Annotated in this window: 16 protein-coding genes and 2 tRNA genes; 6 read left to right on the forward strand and 12 right to left on the reverse strand. The window is 65.9% G+C overall.

Going from position 1 to position 14,414, the window contains the following annotated elements; genetic code table 11:
- Positions 1-120: 120 nt before the first annotated feature.
- Both bluB and ASF58_RS17630 read right to left on the reverse strand, forming a co-directional pair.
- Entirely contained in the window at positions 121-786 is a 666-nt protein-coding gene (gene bluB, locus ASF58_RS17625) for a 5,6-dimethylbenzimidazole synthase (protein WP_055955333.1), read from the reverse strand.
- A 76-nt stretch (positions 787-862) separates the two neighbouring features.
- The gene (locus ASF58_RS17630) at positions 863-1,135 is read right to left on the reverse strand and encodes a hypothetical protein (RefSeq protein ID WP_055955336.1); all 273 of its coding nucleotides are present in this window, start codon (positions 1,133-1,135) and stop codon (positions 863-865) included.
- Between the two features lie 430 nt (positions 1,136-1,565).
- Here ASF58_RS17630 and ASF58_RS17635 point away from each other — a divergent pair, with 430 nt between their 5' ends.
- Complete coding sequence (locus ASF58_RS17635) at positions 1,566-1,940, forward strand: DUF2794 domain-containing protein (protein ID WP_055955339.1); 375 nt, start codon at positions 1,566-1,568, stop codon at positions 1,938-1,940.
- Positions 1,941-2,313: 373 nt separating this feature from the next.
- Here the strand turns inward: ASF58_RS17635 and ASF58_RS17640 are convergent, their stop codons facing one another.
- The 6 genes from ASF58_RS17640 to rpmI all read right to left on the reverse strand — a co-directional run bounded on the left by ASF58_RS17640 (position 2,314) and on the right by rpmI (position 8,758).
- Complete coding sequence (locus ASF58_RS17640) at positions 2,314-3,081, reverse strand: Bax inhibitor-1/YccA family protein (RefSeq protein WP_055955341.1); 768 nt, start codon at positions 3,079-3,081, stop codon at positions 2,314-2,316.
- A gap of 343 nt (positions 3,082-3,424) precedes the next feature.
- Positions 3,425-4,267: a DUF1186 domain-containing protein gene (locus ASF58_RS17645; RefSeq protein ID WP_055955344.1), complete on the reverse strand. Its 843-nt coding sequence runs from the start codon at positions 4,265-4,267 to the stop codon at positions 3,425-3,427.
- A gap of 15 nt (positions 4,268-4,282) precedes the next feature.
- On the reverse strand, positions 4,283-6,706 hold the full coding sequence (pheT, locus tag ASF58_RS17650) for a phenylalanine--tRNA ligase subunit beta (RefSeq protein ID WP_055955346.1): 2,424 nt from the start codon (positions 6,704-6,706) through the stop codon (positions 4,283-4,285).
- 106 nt (positions 6,707-6,812) lie between these two features.
- On the reverse strand, positions 6,813-7,895 hold the full coding sequence (gene pheS / locus ASF58_RS17655) for a phenylalanine--tRNA ligase subunit alpha (RefSeq protein WP_055955349.1): 1,083 nt from the start codon (positions 7,893-7,895) through the stop codon (positions 6,813-6,815).
- Between the two features lie 239 nt (positions 7,896-8,134).
- Positions 8,135-8,506 (reverse strand): 50S ribosomal protein L20, encoded by a 372-nt coding sequence (gene rplT, locus ASF58_RS17660; RefSeq protein ID WP_055955353.1) that lies wholly within the window; start codon positions 8,504-8,506, stop codon positions 8,135-8,137.
- Positions 8,507-8,554: 48 nt separating this feature from the next.
- Positions 8,555-8,758, reverse strand: coding sequence for a 50S ribosomal protein L35 (gene rpmI / locus ASF58_RS17665; protein ID WP_018044555.1), 204 nt, complete (start codon positions 8,756-8,758; stop codon positions 8,555-8,557).
- 318 nt (positions 8,759-9,076) lie between these two features.
- On the opposite strand from rpmI, the gene ASF58_RS17670 reads away from it, so the two are divergent.
- The 4 genes from ASF58_RS17670 (at position 9,077) to ASF58_RS17685 (ending at position 10,204) form a co-directional block, all read left to right on the forward strand.
- Positions 9,077-9,153, forward strand: a tRNA-Asp gene (locus ASF58_RS17670).
- A gap of 26 nt (positions 9,154-9,179) precedes the next feature.
- Positions 9,180-9,256, forward strand: a tRNA-Asp gene (locus ASF58_RS17675).
- An 80-nt stretch (positions 9,257-9,336) separates the two neighbouring features.
- Entirely contained in the window at positions 9,337-9,552 is a 216-nt protein-coding gene (locus ASF58_RS17680) for a hypothetical protein (protein ID WP_055955355.1), read from the forward strand.
- A 130-nt stretch (positions 9,553-9,682) separates the two neighbouring features.
- Positions 9,683-10,204, forward strand: coding sequence for a CAP domain-containing protein (locus ASF58_RS17685; protein ID WP_055955358.1), 522 nt, complete (start codon positions 9,683-9,685; stop codon positions 10,202-10,204).
- Between the two features lie 34 nt (positions 10,205-10,238).
- Here ASF58_RS17685 and ASF58_RS17690 read toward each other — a convergent pair whose 3' ends face one another.
- From ASF58_RS17690 to ASF58_RS17700, 3 genes are all read right to left on the reverse strand, one after another.
- Complete coding sequence (locus ASF58_RS17690; protein ID WP_055955499.1) at positions 10,239-10,880, reverse strand: cyclic nucleotide-binding domain-containing protein; 642 nt, start codon at positions 10,878-10,880, stop codon at positions 10,239-10,241.
- A 48-nt stretch (positions 10,881-10,928) separates the two neighbouring features.
- Positions 10,929-11,210, reverse strand: coding sequence for a hypothetical protein (locus ASF58_RS17695; protein ID WP_244477375.1), 282 nt, complete (start codon positions 11,208-11,210; stop codon positions 10,929-10,931).
- A 343-nt stretch (positions 11,211-11,553) separates the two neighbouring features.
- Positions 11,554-11,871, reverse strand: a complete 318-nt coding sequence (locus ASF58_RS17700) for a hypothetical protein (RefSeq protein WP_055955361.1) — start codon at positions 11,869-11,871, stop codon at positions 11,554-11,556.
- 593 nt (positions 11,872-12,464) lie between these two features.
- Between ASF58_RS17700 and ASF58_RS26150 the strand changes: the two genes are divergently transcribed.
- Positions 12,465-13,967, forward strand: a complete 1,503-nt coding sequence (locus ASF58_RS26150; protein WP_156375768.1) for a hypothetical protein — start codon at positions 12,465-12,467, stop codon at positions 13,965-13,967.
- Between the two features lie 60 nt (positions 13,968-14,027).
- Here ASF58_RS26150 and ASF58_RS26155 read toward each other — a convergent pair whose 3' ends face one another.
- On the reverse strand, positions 14,028-14,333 hold the full coding sequence (locus ASF58_RS26155) for a hypothetical protein (RefSeq protein ID WP_156375769.1): 306 nt from the start codon (positions 14,331-14,333) through the stop codon (positions 14,028-14,030).
- Positions 14,334-14,414 lie beyond the last annotated feature (81 nt).

The following is a 14,414-nucleotide window of genomic DNA, read 5'->3' on the forward strand; positions in this document are numbered from 1 at the left end:
AAGTGCTCGGGCGCAGTCATACCCGGGAATCCTCCGGCGCGGTAAAGCACGGCCCCCGGAATCCCTGTAAATCGTCCGCTTCGCCTTCGGACTTTCTTGACTCTGACAGTGCCCGGAAGATCAGCGCTCGATCAGGGGCATTCCGCCGTCGAGGCGCTGCTGCCAGCCATGGCGCACGAGTTCCGGGTCCTCGTGTTCCTCCACGGGGAAGCCGACGCAGAGATAGGCCACGAGGCTCCAGGCGCAGGGTACCTCCAGGGTCTCGCAGACCGTGCCGGGCTCAAGGATCGAGACCCAGCCCACGCCGAGGCCGTGGGCCCGGGCGGCGAGCCAGAAGGTCTGGACGGCCGTGACCACGGAGTAGCGCAGCATCTCCGGCATGGTCGCGCGCCCGAGGCCGTGCCCGGTGGCGGTGGCCTCGTCGCAGAACACCGCGAGATGGATGGGGGCCTCGCGCAGGCCGGCGAGCTTCAGGCGGACATAGGCCTCGCGCTGCTCGGCGGCGTAGGCCTCGGCGGCGGCGGCGTTGCAGCGCTCGAAGCTGGCGAGCACCTGGGCCCGACGTGCCGGGTCCGCCACCCGGACGAAGCGCCAGGGCTGGCTGTTGCCCACGGAGGGACTGAAGCGCGCGAGATCGAGGCAGCGGCGCAGCAGCGCCTCGTCCACCGGGTCGGTCCGAAACCGGCGCACGTCGCGGCGCCAGGCGAACAGGGTCGCGAGCGTCTGGCGAAACTCGGCATCGAAGCTGACCACGACCCGTCCCCGGCGATGAACTCGCCCCTTCATAGACGGAGTTTCTCCGCGGAGCGGAAGTTTCGCGCAAGGCCTTCCGCGATTCGACGGTCTCGACGCCGTCCGGCCCTCAGTCGGTGGGCTCACCCAGCTGAGCCTGGGGGCTCATCCACAAACCCGAGAAGGTCAGCGTCGCGGTGTAGACCGGTGCGTTGTCGGCGTTGCGGACGATGACCGTGAAGGCCTGGGCATCGGCGCCGCGATGGGGAATGGCGTCGCGCGCGATCTCCGGCAGGGCGCGCATCGCTTCGCGACGGATGTGGTCCCCGTCGATGCAGTCCTGCCCGATCGAATCCTGGAGGAACTCCCGCCCATCGTGGATATCGAAAAAGTAGCGTGCCACTCGGTTGCTCCGCTGTCGTCGTGTCAGCCCCTCTTGCGAGGAATGCACGGGTGTCTCGCGGGTTCTGTCGCGGGCGCTGGATCACCCAGGGAGACGGGGACGCCGGCACCCGTTCCGCGGCGCCTGCCAAAAAAAGGGCCGCGCTCCGAAGAGGCGGCCTGAAGTCCTTGGGTCTCGAAACCTCTGGAGTGTCGGTCCCGCCGAACCGGGCACCGTCCGAAAAGCTGGGGAGCCGTGGAGATCGGACGCCGCGTCGGGACGGGATCGACGAAGTTTCGGCCACAGGTGTCGCGCCTCATCAAGGCCGACGCTGGGCCTTATGGCGGCGAAATCGTGATGATGTGTTTCCCCGCGCCGGCGCGAATCGCCGCCCTTGCGGCCGGGAAAGCCCGGCACCATGATGAAGGATCGGTCCGCAGCAGGAGTGACGATGAGCGAGAGAACCGGTGCTGATTCGCGATTGCCCGAGGCGGCTGCCCGGGTCATCCCCTTCCCGACCGCGCCGGTCCAGCCCCAGATCGCCTTCGACCGCGCCGAGCTGCGCGTCCTCTTCAATCTCTACGGACGGATGGTATCGCAGGGCGAGTGGCGCGACTACGCCCTCGATTTCCGGCGCGACAAGGCGGTGTTCTCGATCTACCGGCGCAGCTCGGAAATGCCCCTGTACCGGGTCGAGAAGGACCCCAAGCTCGCCCGGCGCCAGGGCGCCTACGCCGTGGTCGCGGCCTCCGGCCTCGTGATGAAGCGCGGCACCGACCTGGCCCGAGTCCTGGCCGTCCTGGAGCCGCCGCTACGGGCGGTCTGACCGCACCGCCGCGTGAATGGGCTCGGAGAGATCGCCCCGAGGATCGACGCCGGAAGCGCGAGGTCTCCTCGCCTGCCGGGAGCGGCGACCCGCGCAGTCTTCCGGCATTCCGGATTAGGGGATCCGTCATGGCCTGGCTGCCCCGCCGCGGCTTCGGCCCGAGCAGCGTTCGGGGAAACGGGGCCGGCGCGCACAGGATCAAGCCTCGGGCGCGCCTCCGGTCGCGGTCGACGGATAAGTCCACCGTCCCGCCCCGAAGCCGCGCGAAACCGCCGAACGCGATGTTTCGCCTCCCGATGCTCAACCCAGCAAAAAGGCCCCGGCGGTGATCCGCCGGGGCCTTCGCGTCACGCGTCCGAGAGACTGGGTTCGCTTAGCGGCGGTCGCCGAGGAGCGAGAGCAGCATCTGGAACATGTTGATGAAGTCCAGGTACAGGGTCAGGGCGCCGTTCACAGACAGCTTGGCCGCACCCTCGGCATCGGCGCCGCTGTAGAGGAACATCTCCTTGAGCTTCTGCGTGTCGTAGGCGGTGAGGCCTGCGAAGATCAGCACGCCGATCACCGAGATCGCGAACTGCAGCGCCGAAGAGGCGAGGAAGATGTTCACCAGCGAGGCGATGATCAGGCCGATCAGGCCCATGACCAGGAACGAGCCCATGCCCGACAGGCTACGCTTGGTGCTGTAGCCGTAGAGGCTGAGACCGCCGAAGGTCGCCGCCGTGATGAAGAACACCCGCACCACGCTCGCGCCCGTGAACACGAGCAGCAGCGAGGACATCGAGGCGCCCATCACCGCCGCGAAGGCGAAGAAGGTCATGCGCGCCGAGGACGCGGACATCCGGTCCATCCGCATCGAGAAGATGAAGATGAAGGCGAGCGGCGCCAGCATGACGACCCACTTCAGCGGGCTGGTGTAGAGTAGCTGGCCGAAGGGCGTCAGGGCGACGCGACCGGTCGCCGTCTGCGCGACGGCGGCCATGTTGAGGCCGAGCGCGACGAGACCGGAGATCCCGAGGCCGATGACCATGTTGTTGTAGACGCCGAGCATGAAGGTACGCAGGCCCTGGTCGATCTCGACCTGGCTGCCGGCATACCCGGTCGGCTGGGCGCCATACCGGAAGGGGCTGTTATCGAATGCCATGGGAGTTTCCCTTGGACGCTCTCTCAGCGTGTGGTTTCGGAAGGAGGCTCACGCACAGGACCTCTTGGCGCCAAGCGGCGCCTCACGGCGAAATATGTTCGGTCACGCTGCCCTGCACAAGGGGCCGGCCAAGGCTGAAAGCCCTGAATCGCACGGGGCTATGCTGGTATTTTGTTCGGTCCGGCAGGGATTAAAATGGGACCTGACCATGCGAGCATTGCGCGCGCGGGGAATTAACCAAGTCGGGCCCCAAGGTCCGTGGTGAGATCGGAGCTCTCCGCGTCTGAGCGCCCGCCGGAATGCCGGGTCGTCGCAGGGCGACGATCGACGCGGCGCGGTCCCCTCAGGCGACGGCCTTGTCGAGACAGCACTTCTTGAATTTCTTGCCGCTGCCGCAGGGGCATGGGTCGTTGCGGCCGACGTTCTTCCAGGGATTGCGCACCGGCTGGCCGAAGCCCTCCGCCGTCCAGGCGAGGTCCGCCAGGGGATCCTCCAGGGGAGCGAAGCGCTGGGGATCGAAGCGGGCGAGGTCGTCGCCCTCCGCCTCCGCCTCGCGCAGGGCCCGGGGAAACCAGGTCGGGTCGCTGTTCGACGGGGTGAGCCGGCCGTCCCGGCGGGCGGCGAGCACGCGGTCCCCCAGGTCGCGCAGGCCGAGGAGGGCGATCGCCTCCTCCCAGCCGGCCCAGGCCAGGTCCCCCTCGACGGCGGCCCGCTTGTCGTCGAAGCGGACCAGGAGGTCGTGGGTCTCCCGGGGCGGGATGCGGCCGGTCTGGGTCAGGTAGGCCAGGGCGGCGAAGGCTTCGTTCCGCACGGCGTCGTCGACCGTGCTGTCGACCAGCAGGGCGCCGAGGGGGGCGGCGTCCCCGTCGAAGACGCTGACGAGCATCCGGGTCAGGGTCGTCGTCACCGCGTCGCCGAGGAGGTCATCGAGGGTCTCGCCGTCCAGGGCGAGCAGCCGGATCAGCGGCCGGTAGACCCGGGTGTCCCGGGCCGCCGCGAGGACGTGCAGCCCCCAGAACAGGAGGTCGGCCTCAGCCTCCTCGAGGTCAGGCTCCCGGGCGGCCCGATCGAGGACCGCGAGGACCGCGTCGGCGATGCGATCCGGCTCCGCCAGGGCCGCGCGCATCTCGGGCACCGGGAGGTACTTGGCGGCCGAGAGGGCGGCAACGAGATCCGGATCGAGCATGGGGGGTCTCTTCTGTCAGGAGCGAAGGGTCGCCCCGGTCTTGCGCGCGACCTCGGCGACGATCCGGGCGCTGACCGCCTCGATCTCCGCGTCGGTCAGGGTCCGGTCCACCGGCTGGAGCCGGACCGCGATCGCCACCGACTTCGCGCCCTCGGGGATGCCGACGCCCTCGTAGATGTCGAACACGTCGATCCCGGTGATGAGCTTGCGCTCGGCGGCCTGGGCCGCCTTCACCACGTCCCCGGCCGCCACGTCGCGGCCGACCACGAAGGCGAAGTCGCGGGAGATCGGCTGGAAGTCGGAGAGGGCCAGCGCCGGCTTGACCTTGGTCGGACGGTACTTCGGCAGCGGCACCGCATCGAGGGTGATCTCGAAGGCGACGAGTTGGCCCTTGAGGTCGAGGGCCTTCATCACGCGGGGATGGACCTCGCCGAAGAAGCCGACCGGGTTCTTCGGCCCGAACTGCAGGGTGCCGGAGCGGCCCGGATGCAGCCAGTCCGGCCCGCCGGCCACGACCTGGAGGCCGCCGCTGGGGACACCCATGGCCGCCAGGAGCGCCAGGGCGTCGGCCTTGGCGTCGAAGGCGTCGACGCCGTCGGTGCGCCCGTCCCAGTGACGGCCCGCGCCCGCCTGGGTCGCGGTGCCACGACGGATGGCGGCGGCCCGGATGGTCTGCCCCTCCGGCTGGTCGGTGGCGAAGCACTGGCCGACCTCGAACAGGGCGACGTCCGGGCTGCCACGGTCGGCGTTGCGCTGGGCGGCGCGCAGCAGGCCCGGCACGAGGCTCGGGCGCATGTCGGAGAGATCGGCGGCGATCGGGTTGGCCAGGGCGAGGTCGGCGCCGCCGCCGCCGAACAGCGCCGCATCCTCGTGCGGAATGAACGACCAGGTCACGGCCTCGACGAGGCCGCGGCTGGCGAGGGCCCGCTTGGCCAAGCGCGTGCGCTTCTGCATCACGGTCAGCACCGGCTTGCCTACCGCCGCCTCGATGCGCGGCAGGGGCTTGGGCTCGATGCGGTCGAGGCCGGCGATGCGCACGATCTCCTCGACGAGGTCGGCCTTGCCCTCGACATCCGGGCGCCAGGAGGGCGTGAGCACCTTCACCCGGTCGCCCGAGCCGGCGACGTGGAAGCCGAGGGCCTCCAGCGTGACCTTCATCTCGGCCCGGGACAGCTCGATGCCGGCGAGACGCCGGGTCTCGGTCCAGGGAAAGTCGATGACCCGCTCGGTCTGGGGCGGCTCGCCGACGATCACCGGCTCGCTCGGGCTGCCGCCGCAGATCTCCAGCACGAGGCGGGTGGCGAGATCGAGGCCCGGCAGGGTGAAGGCCGGGTCGACGCCGCGCTCGAAGCGGTAGCGCGCATCGGTGATGACGCCGAGGCGGCGGCCGGACTGGGCGATGTTCACCGGGTCCCACAGGGCCGACTCGATCAGCACGTCGGTGGTCGCGGCATCGCAGCCGGAGGCCTCGCCGCCGATGATGCCGCCGATGGACTCCACGCCGTTGTCGTCCGCGATGACCACGGTGTCGCCGGTCAGGGTATAGGTCTTGCCGTCGAGGGCCTTCAGGGCCTCGCCGTCGCGGGCGCGGCGGACCACGAGGCCGCCCGCCACCTTGGCGGCGTCGAAGACGTGGAGGGGTCGGCCGCGGTCGAAGGTCAGGTAGTTGGTGATGTCCACCAGGGCGTTGATCGGGCGCAGGCCCAGCGCCCGCAGGCGCGCCTGCATCCAGTCCGGCGAGGGGCCGTTCTTGACGCCGCGCACGAGGCGCAGGGTGAAGTAGGGGCAGAGGCCCGCGTCGGGTGCCGCGAAATCGAGGGTGACGGGCACCGGGCAGGCGCCCTCCCCGCGCACCGGCGGCTGCGGCGGGCGCTTGAGGTCGCCGAGGCCGGTCGCCGCGAGGTCGCGGGCGATGCCGTGGATGGCGGTGCAGTCGGGCCGGTTCGGCGTGAGATTGATCTCCACCACCGGGTCGTCGAGCTTGGCGTAGAGGGCGTAGGCCTGGCCCGTGGGCGCGTCCGCGGGCAGGTCGAGGATGCCGCTGGCCTCCTCACCGAGGCCGAGCTCGGCGCCCGAGCACAGCATGCCGAGGCTCTCGACACCCCGGATGGTGCCCACCGCCAGGGTCTTGTCGAGGCCGGGCACGTAGGTGCCGGGGGGCGCGAACACCGTCTTCATCCCGGCGCGGGCGTTGGGCGCGCCGCACACCACCTGAACGGGCTGTCCGTCGCCCGTCTCCACCGTGCAGACGCGCAGGCGGTCGGCGTTCGGGTGCGGCTCGGCGGTGAGCACGTGGGCGACCACGAAGGGCTTGAGGCTCGCCGCCTTGTCCTCGATGCCTTCGACCTCGAGCCCGATCCGCGTCAGGGTCTCGGCCACGGTGTCGAGGGACGCCTCGGTGTCGAGGTGATCCTTGAGCCAGGAGAGGGTGAGTTTCATCGCTTGAATCCCCTGGCGTCCGAGGCTCCCGGGAGGGTGGGATGCCGGCGCCGAACAGGAAAGGAAAGGTCTCGTCCGGCCGGGGCCGGGGCGCGAAAGCCGGGGATCAGCCCGTCAGCCCGGCCACCAGGCTCGGGATGTCGAGGGGCCGGAAGCCGTAATGGTCCAGCCAGCGCACGTCCGCCTCGAAGAAGGGCCGCAGGTCCGGCATGCCGTATTTCAGCATCGCGATCCGATCGATGCCGACGCCGAAGGCGAAGCCCTGCACGCTGTCCGGATCGAGGCCGCAATTGCGCAGCACGTTCGGGTGGACCATGCCGCAGCCGAGGATCTCGAGCCAGTCGGTGCCCTCGCCGAAGCGGATCTCGCCGCCCTTGCGCGAGCACTGGATGTCCACCTCCGCCGAGGGCTCGGTGAAGGGGAAGAACGACGGGCGGAAGCGCATCTTCACCGCCTCGACCTCGAAGAAGCTGCGGCAGAACTCCTCCAGCACCCATTTCAGGTTGGCGATGTTGGCCGCTTTGTCGATCACCAGGCCCTCGACCTGATGGAACATCGGCGTGTGGGTCTGGTCGGAATCGTGCCGGTAGGTCCGGCCCGGGCAGATCACCCGGATCGGCGGCTGCTGGGCGCGCATCGTCCGGATCTGCACCGGCGAGGTGTGGGTGCGCAGCACCTTGCGCTGGCCGTTGCGGTCGGGGGCCAGGAAGAAGGTGTCGTGCATCTCCCGCGCCGGGTGGCCGGGCGGGAAGTTCAGGGCGGTGAAGTTGTAGTCGTCGGTCTCGATGTCGGGCCCTTCGGCCACCGAGAAGCCCATATCGGCGAAGATCGCCGTGATCTCGTCCATGACCTGGCTGATCGGGTGGACGCGGCCGCGCACCTCCGGCGCCTCGCGCACCGGCAGGGTCACGTCGATGCGCTCGGCCGCGAGGCGGGCGGAGAGGGCCGCCTCCGCCAGGGCGTCCCGCCGGGCCGTGAGCGCGCCCTGCACCCGGTCGCGCAGGCCGTTGATGAGGGGGCCGCGCGCCTTGCGCGCGTCGGGCGTCATCGCCCCGAGGGTCTTCAGGAGTTCGGAGACCGACCCCTTCTTGCCCAGGGCCGCGACGCGCACGGCGTCGAGGGCGGCCTCGTCGGCGGCGTCCGCGACCTGACGGAGCAGGTCGCCTTCGAGGGTGTCGAGATCGGTCATCGGTTCCACTCACCGGCTGCGGCGCCGGCCCCTTGCGGGACCGGGCGGGCTCGATCGGCATCGGGGGATCGGCTTCAGGGCGTGGGTTTTCCCGGTCCCCGGCCGCAACGCAAGCGGTCGGGCGCCGAAAATCCCGGATCGTCGGGCAGAAAGACGAAAGGCGCGGCTCCCCAGGGGTGCCGCGCCTTTCGTGAAGAACAGCGCCCGGCTCGGGCAGCCTCGAATCGGGCTAACCCGACTCAGGCGGCCTTGGCAGCCGGGAGGGCGGCCTTGGCCAGCTCGACCACGGCGGCGAACGAGGCGGGCTCGTGGATGGCGAGCTCGGAGAGGGCCTTGCGGTCCACCTCGATGCCGGACTTCGACAGGCCGTTGATGAAGCGCGAATAGGTCAGGCCATGCTCACGGACCGCGGCGTTGAGGCGCTGGATCCAGAGGGCGCGGAACGTGCGCTTCTTGTTCTTCCGATCGCGGTAGGCATACTGCATGCCCTTCTCGACCGCCTGCTTGGCGATCCGGATCGTATTCTTGCGGCGGCCGTAATAACCACGGGCGGCCTTGAGGACTTTCTTGTGCTTCGCGTGACTGGTCACGCCGCGCTTGACGCGGGCCATGGGTGTTCTCCTGGATTACGAAAAAAGCAGTGTCGGCGTCGTGAAGGCTTACCGGCTGTTGGGCAGGAAGTACTTCTTCACGTTGGCAGCATCGCCCTCGAACAGGGTGGTGGTGCCGCGCAGGTTGCGGATCTGCTTCGTCGTCCGCTTGATCATCCCGTGGCGCTTGCCGGCCTGGGCATACATGACCTTGCCGGTGCCGGTGATCTTGAAGCGCTTCTTCGCGCCCGACTTGGTTTTCAGCTTGGGCATTTGGCTCTCCTGAACGCGCAGCGGCTCCGATCCGGTTGGATCGAAGAGATGCGCTCGGTTGATGCTTCTGATGGAGCAGCACGAACCGCCACGGCAGCCCGATCGGCCGGGCGGTTCAACGCGAGGGGGCTATGACAGAAAAGCGACGCGGTTTCAATGCCGCGTCTCGGGGCCGGATCTTGGGCCGGTTCTCGGGGCCGCATCTCGAAGCCGGCGCGGGACCTGAAATTCCCGGCCGAATGCGCTCCGGGATTGCTTGACAGCCCCCGGCACTGAACCTACACCCCCGACACCGCCGGAAACGGGGCGGGACGTCAAGCGGGCGTAGCTCAGTCGGTTAGAGTGCCGGCCTGTCACGCCGGAGGTCGCGGGTTCGAGTCCCGTCGCCCGCGCCACGTCACTTCTTCCCCGAATATTGGATGCGGGCGTAGCTCAGTCGGTTAGAGTGCCGGCCTGTCACGCCGGAGGTCGCGGGTTCGAGTCCCGTCGCCCGCGCCATCGCGTCCCAGATGCACCCATCTCGTCTTTTCAGTTCCGCGCCCTATCCTCTCGTCGAGGACTGTGCCGGAGGGCGACGGATGTCGGGTGTCTTCTTCCTCTACTTCACCGTCTGCCTCACCCGCGCGCCGGATACCTGCGAATCGCGCAAGCTCGCCCTCGACGTCGAGGACGCCCCGGCCTGCCTGCACGTGGCGCAGCCGCAGCTGGCACGGTGGATCGGCAGCCATCCCGAGTTCCGCATTACGGCTTGGCGCTGCGGCGCACCGCCCCGCGATCACGGAACCCGGATCTGACAGCGCCCCGTGACCCGGGAGACACAGGCACTCCTCTGGCGAGCGAACCCGTGAAGACCGCCGCGTTTTCGCCGCATGGAATGCCGAGGCGGAGGGCCGACAGCCCTAGCCTCGAGATCCGTCCGCACCGATGCGCTTTTTCCGTTCCGCCCCTCTGCGCCCGTCGCTCCGCCTCGGCACGGCGGCCCTCGGCCTCACCGTCCTGCTGGCGCTGGCCGGCTGCGGCACGCCGACTCTCCTCGCCCCCGACCAGCCCACCAGCCTCGTCATCCTGGACGAGCAGGCGGCCGCCGCCGCGATCTCGCGCTACCGGGCCCAGCACGGACTCGGTCCGGTGGTGATCGATTCGAGCCTGATCCGGGCCGCCTCCTATCAGGCCGCGTCGAACGCCAAGGCCGGCCGCCTCAGCCACGAGATCGGCGGCACCTTCGATTCCCGCATGGCCCAGGCCGGCTTCGGCCGGAGCTACGCCGCGGAGAACCTCAGCGCCGGCTCGGCCACCTTCGACGAGGTGCTGGCGCGCTGGAAAGCCTCGAGCGAGCACAACAAGAACATGCTGATCCCGCAGCTCCGGCGCATCGGCATCGCCCGGGTCGACGCGCCGGGCACGCGCTACAAGCGCTACTGGGCCCTGGTCATGGCCGGAGGCTGAGGCATTCGCGCGCCTCGGCGCCGTCGGACACGCCTCAGAGCGCCCCGGTCGGGGCCGCAAGTCCCGTCGCAGCTCGGGACTGGGCCTGCTCCTGCGCCCCCTGGAACAGGCGCTCGCTGGTGAGCTTCAGGAAGAAGAAGCCGAATTCCGGATTCTGGTAGTAGAGCTGCTTGACCTCCGAATAGGAGATCCGCAGGGCCTGCCCCGCCTCGACGCAGACCAGCGAGGCGGTGCGGGTGTTGCCCGGCGAGAGCAGCCCGAGTTCGCCGACGACCCCGTCCGGCCGCACCGCGATCCCGTATTCCGGGATGCGGAAGCTGCCGCTCTCCACGTAGAACATCTCGCCCGCGTCATCCCCCTTGCGGAAAACCGTCTGCCCCGCCCTGAAGCGGACCGCGCTGCCGAAGGGCCGGAGCCAGTCGAGGGAGAGGTCGCCCTCCGCCGCCGTTTCCACCTGGCGCACGAGACGGATCATCTGCCAGAGGCGGAAGGCGTTGAAGGGGATCTGGATCGCCTCGGTGAGAACCACCGGCCAGCTTCCGATCAGCATCCCGTAGGTGATCACGGCCGCACTGGCCACGAGGGCGATGATCCGCAGGGGGATCATCGTCGTCATCGCCGAAGCCGTGATGGTGAGGGCCGTGCCGAGATAGCCGATGGCCTCGACCCCATCGATGCCGAGCCCGGTCATCGCGCGGTCCCAGCCGATCGCGGCGGCTCAGCCCTACGCATCATCGGCATCCGCCTCGGCGAGCCCGTCCTGCAGCGAGCGAATGATCGTGCGCATCTCCGGTACCATGGCGATTGCCTTGGCGATGCGCTGCGCCTCCTCCCGAGTCATCGCGCCCGTGGCCGTGCGCGCGTCGGCTTCCTCGGAGAAGTAGGTCCAGGCCACGGCCAACCCCTCCCCGTCCTCGACGCAGAAGCTGCCGTCGCGCTCGACCACGATCCAGGGCGGCGGGAATCCCCGGGCCGGCCGCGGTTGGATCTCGGCATCATCCGCCACGGGACACCTCAGCGTTGGGGCAGGGTCGCGATCGCCGCGTTGCATCATATGACGGATGGAGAGTGCCGCGAACCCCCGCCCCCCCTCTCCGTGTCGATCAGATGTGCGCTGATTTACAACCTTCGACGCGCGCTTACCAGCGCCGCACGTCCCTTGAGAACGTGCGCACGTTCGCAGAAACGATCTCCGTATCGCGCGCGGCGCGCCGTGGCAGGCGTCCCATCTACTTCCCTCACACTGACACCTGAAGGGATACAGGCTCGTTGAACCGCACCGTCTAATCCCAACGCCGAACCCACCATTTATTCGTGCTCAAATCCTGATGCCTACGCCGGTCCTTCCTTCAGATCCCGGACCGAGCGCTGACGAAGCGGGACGCGGTGCAGTTGATCGGCGAGGCCAAAGCGCTCGACCACGCCAAGACCGCCTGCAGCGCTCGTGCCGTGTACTGGATCGACAGCGTTCGCCGCGACTTGGCGCGCTGATCCTCTTCCGCGCGACCGGACACCGTCGGGCCTCTGGTCTGGGGGCCGACATGAACACGGAACGGCCGGCACGTAGCCGCGCGGCTCAGCGCAATCGAGACGCGCGTCGAGGGAATCATCGGCACGGTCCAGAGCATAGCCACAGCGGTCAACTCCCACGGCGAGAAGGTGGACAAGCGCTCGCAGCCGTAGTGGTCCGTCTACATCTCCTACTTCACGGCAATGCTGATGATGCGCGGATCAATCGGCGTGTCGTGGAGAGCGCCGATCGAAACACCGATCGCGGGTATCACCTCCGACGTTGCAAGGATGCAGACCGACGAAATTCCCCGGTGGGTTCACGAGCAGGAATGGACGCAAGACGAGCGCGAGGCTCTGCAGGCCCACGTCGCCCGGCTGTCCGCGCGGAGGACGCAGAGGGCGAGCGCCTCGCCCGTCTTGAGGATGGTCAATTCAAGCCACGCTGATCCCGGCTATCTACGGCTGTCCACAGCGCCCCGGAGCTTCGGCCCCGGAGCTTTTGTCGTTCCAGGCTAACGTCGACGCGCGTTGGCCGGTCTTCGCAGCAAGGTTGTCATGAGCTTGGCCGGGCGACACACCATCTGATCCCTGCTATCACTCCGCGAGCTTCCCGCTCCCTCGAGTGTGGAAGCACTACTGTTTGACGATGTTGTCTGCCGCCTGCCAATTAGCACAGACGGCTGGCACGGAACAATTGTTGCTACCAAGCTAGCGGTATCGACTTCCAATTATACGAACAGGGTCAGGGATGTACTCAGCCTTCTATAACTTGGAACAATATGTTACCGACAAACTAGTGGAAAATAATTATTCCGCAGCTCTCGACTCCGTCAGAGATTTTGTCGTCTCCATGCTGCATGCTCAGTTTTCGCCCGGCAACATCAACGGATCACCGAAGCTGGATGCTTTATGCGCGCGCATTGGCGCCTCGTACTCTGTCTTCGCAGAAAAAGACAAAAAGATTGAGTCTGGGTTTGCCGCCCGCAATGATCGTGTATTGTTCATCTGTACAGGGCTTTACCGATACGGTGGAACATCTCTGGTGATCGCCGATCTCATCAAGGCACACCCGGGAAGCGAATGCACTGTAATTGCTACAGATTATCTCAACGATATGACCGAGCAGGACATCAGCGCGGCGCGAATAGGCGATACATCCGCTGATTTGTTGACCTGCCCCAAAGGTAATGCAGTCTCTAAATTAGAGTGGATAATTGAACAAATAGACCAACTAGAACCAGCGCGCATTTTTCTACTAAACCATCACCAAGACTCGGTAATTATTGCAGCGGTCCAACCATTTCTAAAAAAGACCAAAGTCCTATTTTATCACCATGCTGATTACAGCATGTGCCTTGGCGTCCATCTAGAAGGAGTCACCCACGTAGATCCACACAACGTTGGATACTGCAACTGTAGAGAGAAAGAGCTGATCAGGGATAATGTCTATCTTCCGCTCGTCGTCAGAGATAAATTATCCAATCGAAGCGGTGCGATTTTTATCGAAAACGATGAGCTTATTACGTGTTCTTGCGCGACATTTCATAAATTTGCTGCTTTCTATCTATATCCTTATACAAGCCTGATCGTAGATAGGCTTGTAGTGAGGTCGGGAATTCATATCCATGTAGGCAATATACCCAATGGATACCTGGTAAGCATCAAGGCAGAACTTGCACAAAAGGGCGTTGACCCGCAGAGGTTCGTTCACGTCCCATGGGTCAAAGATCTGTGGGAACTTCTGATTGAGAAAAAAGTCGATCTGTTCATCGCGTCATTTCCGATTGGCGGCGCAAGAACTACGCTCGAAGTCATGGGAGCGGGAATCCCCATTCTAATTGCAGAAAATTACCTTACAAGGTTCCATAGCAGCCGAGATATTGTTTATCCAAACGCTCTAACGTGGAAATATCCCCACCAATTTCTAGAGGCGCTCAAGGCTGTCAGCAGCGAGATACTTAAAGCTCACTCGATCAGGTCTCGGGCCCATTATTTGGCGCACTACTGCTTTGAGAGTAGCGGCATAGGTGATGAGATCAATCTCATCTGTGCTGGAACGCCTACTTTCGAGCCGCCGCCGCTTTATTCATACGAACCAGACAATCTAGATCGCGCTCTGCATTTCTCGCATTTAGAGCACAGCACTCGTGGCGCGGGCGCATCACCAGCCAGCGTTCTAGGCAACCTTAGAAGCAGCGGTGTCATTACCCGCATGGCACGCTCTACGATGAAGCTGATCAAGCGAACTTAAAGTCTTAATGCGCATACGCAGGTCGCCCGGCGGCTGATTGGGTCCGCCGGCGCGAGTCGTTTAGTCCTCAATAAATCCTTTATGTTGATTGGGTACTTGGCGAAGCAATTCGTCATGGATTTTTATGATCCAATCGCTGTCACGCACAGCCTTAGCGCCCCAGCGCCTATTTCCCCCATTACTCAATTCTAATTTGACACGCGTAACGTTGCTGGATCTAGCACCAATTTGATGGAGTATGGCCACCGAACCGTCAGACAAAATAAATATATTTTTATCTGCACTATCCTCTTCCGAGGCTATTAACGCTCTAACACTTAGATAAGTGATCGTCTGCGGGTCATTTATATTGATATGACTTGCCATTTTTGTCGTCCAAATTTTTATTACTGTAGCCTTGCGTAAGCTTGATCAGTTTCGATCCACACGATTTCCGGCTACCGTCCC

The sequence above is a fragment of the Methylobacterium sp. Leaf125 genome (assembly GCF_001423085.1).
GTDB lineage: Bacteria > Pseudomonadota > Alphaproteobacteria > Rhizobiales > Beijerinckiaceae > Methylobacterium.

Excerpts from the sequence above, each read along its gene's own strand:
- ASF58_RS17635 (WP_055955339.1), top strand. The coding sequence starts at position 1,566 with ATGAGCGAGAGAACCGGTGCTGATTCGCGATTGCCCGAGGCGGCTGCC.
- pheT (WP_055955346.1), bottom strand. The coding sequence starts at position 6,706 with ATGAAACTCACCCTCTCCTGGCTCAAGGATCACCTCGACACCGAGGCG.
- rpmI (WP_018044555.1), bottom strand. The coding sequence starts at position 8,758 with ATGCCCAAGCTGAAAACCAAGTCGGGCGCGAAGAAGCGCTTCAAGATC.
- ASF58_RS17680 (WP_055955355.1), top strand. The coding sequence starts at position 9,337 with ATGTCGGGTGTCTTCTTCCTCTACTTCACCGTCTGCCTCACCCGCGCG.
- bluB (WP_055955333.1), bottom strand. The coding sequence starts at position 786 with ATGAAGGGGCGAGTTCATCGCCGGGGACGGGTCGTGGTCAGCTTCGAT.
- rplT (WP_055955353.1), bottom strand. The coding sequence starts at position 8,506 with ATGGCCCGCGTCAAGCGCGGCGTGACCAGTCACGCGAAGCACAAGAAA.
- ASF58_RS17640 (WP_055955341.1), bottom strand. The coding sequence starts at position 3,081 with ATGGCATTCGATAACAGCCCCTTCCGGTATGGCGCCCAGCCGACCGGG.
- pheS (WP_055955349.1), bottom strand. The coding sequence starts at position 7,895 with ATGACCGATCTCGACACCCTCGAAGGCGACCTGCTCCGTCAGGTCGCG.
- ASF58_RS17685 (WP_055955358.1), top strand. The coding sequence starts at position 9,683 with ATGCGCTTTTTCCGTTCCGCCCCTCTGCGCCCGTCGCTCCGCCTCGGC.
- ASF58_RS26150 (WP_156375768.1), top strand. The coding sequence starts at position 12,465 with ATGTACTCAGCCTTCTATAACTTGGAACAATATGTTACCGACAAACTA.
- ASF58_RS17645 (WP_055955344.1), bottom strand. The coding sequence starts at position 4,267 with ATGCTCGATCCGGATCTCGTTGCCGCCCTCTCGGCCGCCAAGTACCTC.
- ASF58_RS26155 (WP_156375769.1), bottom strand. The coding sequence starts at position 14,333 with ATGGCAAGTCATATCAATATAAATGACCCGCAGACGATCACTTATCTA.